The following is a 4,078-nucleotide window of genomic DNA, read 5'->3' on the forward strand; positions in this document are numbered from 1 at the left end:
AGGCCGCGGCACCCGGTGGCCCACGTCAGACCAGCGACTCCCGCCACGCCGCGTGCAGGCGGGCGAAGCGCCCGTCGCCTCCGATGAGGCTGTCGGGAGCGTCGTCCTCGATGATCTCGCCGTGCTCCATCACGAGCACGCGGTCGGCGATCGCCACCGTCGACAGGCGGTGGGCGATGATGATCGCGGTGCGGTCGGCGAGCAGAGTCTGCAGCGCGTTCTGAATCTGCCGCTCGCTCGGGATGTCGAGCGATGCGGTCGCCTCGTCGAGGATCAGCACCGCCGGATCGGCCAGGAACGCCCGGGCGAACGAGATCAGCTGCCGCTGACCCGCCGAGACGCGCCCGCCGCGCTTGTTCACATCGGTGCCGTATCCGTCGGGGAGGCGTTCGATGAACGCGTCCGCGCCGACCGCCCGCGCTGCAGTGCGGATCTCGTCGAGCGTCGCGTCGGGCTTGCCGAGCGCGATGTTGTCGGCCACCGTGCCGCTGAAGAGGTACGCCTCCTGGGTGACCATGACGATCGCGCGCCGCAGGTCCTTCGGGTGCAGCCGCCGCAGGTCCACGCCGTCGAGCGTGACGCGGCCTCGCGTCGGGTCGTAGAACCGCGACACGAGCTTGGCGAGCGTCGACTTGCCCGCACCCGTCGTCCCGACCAGGGCGATCGTCTCACCGGCGGGGATGTCGAGCGAGAAGTCGGGCAGGATCGTGCGGCCGCTGCTGTAGCCGAACTGGACGTCCTCGAAGCGGATGTGACCGCGGGCCTGCCAGAGGTCGACCGGCTCGACGGGGTCCGGAACCGTGGGCTCCTCCTCGAGCACGCCCGACACCTTCTCCAGGGCCGCCGTGGCGGACTGGTAGGAGTTCAGGAAGAACGCCACCTCCTGCATCGGCGCGAAGAAGTTGCGCACGTACAGCACGGCCGCGATCAGCGTTCCGATGAGGATCGATCCGTCCACCACGCGGATGCCGCCCCACAGCAGGACGAGGGCGACGGTCACCGCCGCCACCGCCATGAGCCCCGGCTCGAAGATGCCGAAGAGGCGGATCGTGCGCATGTTGACGGCGCGGTAGTCGCCGGCGACTCCCCCGAATTCGTCGTCGTTGCGCACCTCCTTGCGGAAGGCCTTGACCGCGCGGATGCCGGTCATCGTCTCGACGAACTTCACGATCACCTTGGCGCTGACGACTCGCGACTCGCGGTAGGCCACCTGCGAGCGCAGATAGAACCACCGCATGAGCAGGAACAGCGGCACCCCCATGACGGCCAGGATGACACCGGACTGCCAGTCGAGCAGGAGCAGTGCGATCAGGGTGAAGGCGCCGTAGAGGATGCCGGAGACCAGCTCATTCAGTCCGCCGTCGAGCAGCTCGCGGATCGTGTCGAGGTCGCTCGTCTGGCGCGAGATGATGCGGCCCGAGGTGTACGACTCGTGGAATTCGAGGCTGAGGCGCTGCGTGTGCAGGAAGATCCGCTTGCGCAGATCGAGCATCACCGCCTGCGTCAGGCGCGCCGCGACCACCACGTACCAGCCGATGAGGGCGGCCCCTCCGAGCGCCGTCAGCAGGTAGACCACGACGACGCCGATGGTGGGCATCCAGTCCATCTCGTCGATCACGGCCGGCAGCGCCGTGTCGATTCCGTACGCGATCAGGGCCGGCCCGGCGACGCGCAGCGCCGTCGAGACGATCAGCACGACGGCGGCGAGCACGAGCTGCCACTTCAGCGGCGAGACGAGCGACCCGAGCAGGCGGAGCGACCGGCGACGGATGCTGCGGCTCTCGTCGCGCGTGTAGTCCGAGCGGTCTTCGCCGCTGGTTCCTTCCACGGTGGTGTTGCTCACAGGTTCACCTCCGGCGTGGCAGCCGAGCCGAAGGGCTCGTATCGAAGGGCGCGCACGCGGTTCTGCTCGTCCTCGAGGCTCGAGATGACGTGCCGGTAGTGCGGGCTGTCGCGCAGGAGCTCGGAGTGCGTTCCGACCGCGGTGATGCGGCCGGACTCGAGCAGCGCGACGCGGTCGGCGAGCGTCACGGTCGACGGCCGGTGCGCGACGACGAGTGCGGTCGTGGCGTGCAGCACCTCGCGGAGTGCGTCCTCGACGAGCGCTTCCGTGTCGACGTCGAGCGCCGACAGCGGGTCGTCGAGGACGAGCACCGCGGGTCGGGCCGCGACGGCGCGCGCGAGCGCGAGTCGCTGACGCTGCCCGCCCGAAAGGCTCATCCCCTCCTCGCCGATGACGGTGTCCACGCCGTCGGGCAGGTCGTCCACGAATGACGCCTGGGCGACATCGAGCGCCTCGCGCAGGACCGCCTCGGCTTCGGGACTCCCGGGCTCGAGGTCCTCCCGTCCGAGGAGCACGTTGTCGCGAACCGTCTGCGAGAAGAGCGTCGCGTCTTCGAACGCCATTCCCACGTGCAGGCGCAGCTCGCGCAGCGTCAGGTCGCGCACGTCGACGCCGTCGAGCGTCACCCGCCCGCCGGTGACGTCGTACAGGCGAGAGGGCAGCGTCGTCAGGGTGGTCTTGCCCGAGCCGGTCAGGCCCACCAGCGCCATCGTCTCGCCCGGGCGGAGTACGAGGTCGATGCCGTCGAGCAGATCGCGCTCATCGGGCGCGGCATCCTGGTATCGGAAGTGCACGCCCTCGAACGCGAGTTCTCCGCGCGGCTGTCCGATGGTGACCGGGGTGGCCGGGTCGGTGATGGTGTTGTGCTCGTCGAACACCTCGAAGATGCGGTCGGTCGCGGTGCGCGCGTCGAGGGTGAACGAGTAGAGGAAGCCGATCGACTCCATCGGCCACCGCAGCACGGTGGCCATCGCGAAGAAGGCGATGAGCTCGGGAACGCCGAGCTGGCCGAGCTGGACGAGGTAGATGCCCGCACCGAGGCACAGCGCGAATGCCAGGTCGGGCAACAGGACGAGCCAGAACCAGATGACGCCGATCGCGCCGGCCTTGCGCAGCTCGGTCTGCCGCAGCGACTCCGCCTGCGCGGTGAACTTGTGGAGCGCATGCTTGCCGCGCCCGAACGCCTTCAGCACGCGGATGCCGTGCACGCTCTCTTCGACGGAGGTCGCGAGGTCACCCGCCTGGTCCTGGCTCTGCCGGGCGAGGCTCCCGTAGGTCTTCTCGAACCGGTACCCGGTGAACCACAGCGGCAGCGAGCAGACGAGGAAGATCGTGCCGAGCAGCCAGTGCCACCGGAAGAGCAGGAGGGTTCCGACGCCGACCGTCACCACGTTGACGATCAGCAGCAGCAGGCCGAAGGCCATCCAGCGCCGCAGCATGCTGATGTCCTGCATCATGCGGCTGAGCAGCTGTCCGGACTGCCAGCGGTCGTGGAACGACACCGGCAGCCGCTGCAGCCGGGAGTAGAACTCGGTGCGCAGGTCGTATTCGACCTTCGTCGCCGGCCCGATCACGAAGAAGCGGCGGAGCCACACCATGAGCGCTTCGAGCAGCCCCAGGACGAGGATCGCGACAGACCCGAGAATCAGCAGCATCGGATCGCCCGAGCTGATCGGGCCGCGCACGACCGCCTCGAGGACGAGCGGGATGGACAGCGCGAGGAGGCTCGCGACGAGGGCGCTCACCGCGCCGAGCGAGAGGCGGCCGAGGACCGGTCGCGCGAACGGAAGAAGGCGTGCCAGTGCTCGGATGGTCGAGATGCGGCCGTCGTGCTGGGAAGCGGTGGAAATCATGATCCTTGATGGAAGAGGTCGCGCATGGTGGACATCGTGGTGAGGGCGGTCGCCGAAGGACGGCGACCGGCGGGAGCGCCTGTCGTACGGAACGCGCGGAGGGTCGGCGGTATGCCGACTCGGCTCAGCCGAGGAGCGCGGGAGTCCCGAACTTGTCGCGGAGGACGGCGGCGACCGGCGTGACGGCAACGGCGATCGTGTTCATGGCATCCTCCTTCGACGGGTGTCCGCGCGAAGGCGGACGAAAGCCCTCCAGCCTATCCCCCGGCTTCTGGCGGCCGCAACCAGAATTTCGGGATCCCGGGCTTCTCCTGGCCGCGAGACTGCACCGGGACGGCGAGACTGCGGGTATTGCCCGCAGTCTCGACCTGCGGATGCAGTC

The 4,078-nt window shown here is 69.1% G+C and carries 2 protein-coding genes; both read right to left on the minus strand.

The features are described 5' to 3' along the window. Nucleotides 1-25: 25 nt before the first annotated feature. Complete coding sequence (locus VFX99_RS07830) at nucleotides 26-1,843, minus strand: ABC transporter ATP-binding protein (protein WP_329665738.1); 1,818 nt, start codon at nucleotides 1,841-1,843, stop codon at nucleotides 26-28. Further along, nucleotides 1,840-3,696 (minus strand): ABC transporter ATP-binding protein, encoded by a 1,857-nt coding sequence (locus tag VFX99_RS07835; RefSeq protein WP_329665739.1) that lies wholly within the window; start codon nucleotides 3,694-3,696, stop codon nucleotides 1,840-1,842. Before VFX99_RS07835 ends, VFX99_RS07830 begins: the two co-directional genes overlap by 4 nt. Nucleotides 3,697-4,078: the final 382 nt, after the last annotated feature.

The organism is Microbacterium sp., assembly GCF_036277215.1.
Taxonomy (GTDB): domain Bacteria; phylum Actinomycetota; class Actinomycetes; order Actinomycetales; family Microbacteriaceae; genus Microbacterium.

What these genes read in the sequence shown, in the direction of transcription:
- VFX99_RS07835 (WP_329665739.1), bottom strand. Translation starts at nt 3,696, where the DNA reads ATGATTTCCACCGCTTCCCAGCACGACGGCCGCATCTCGACCATCCGA.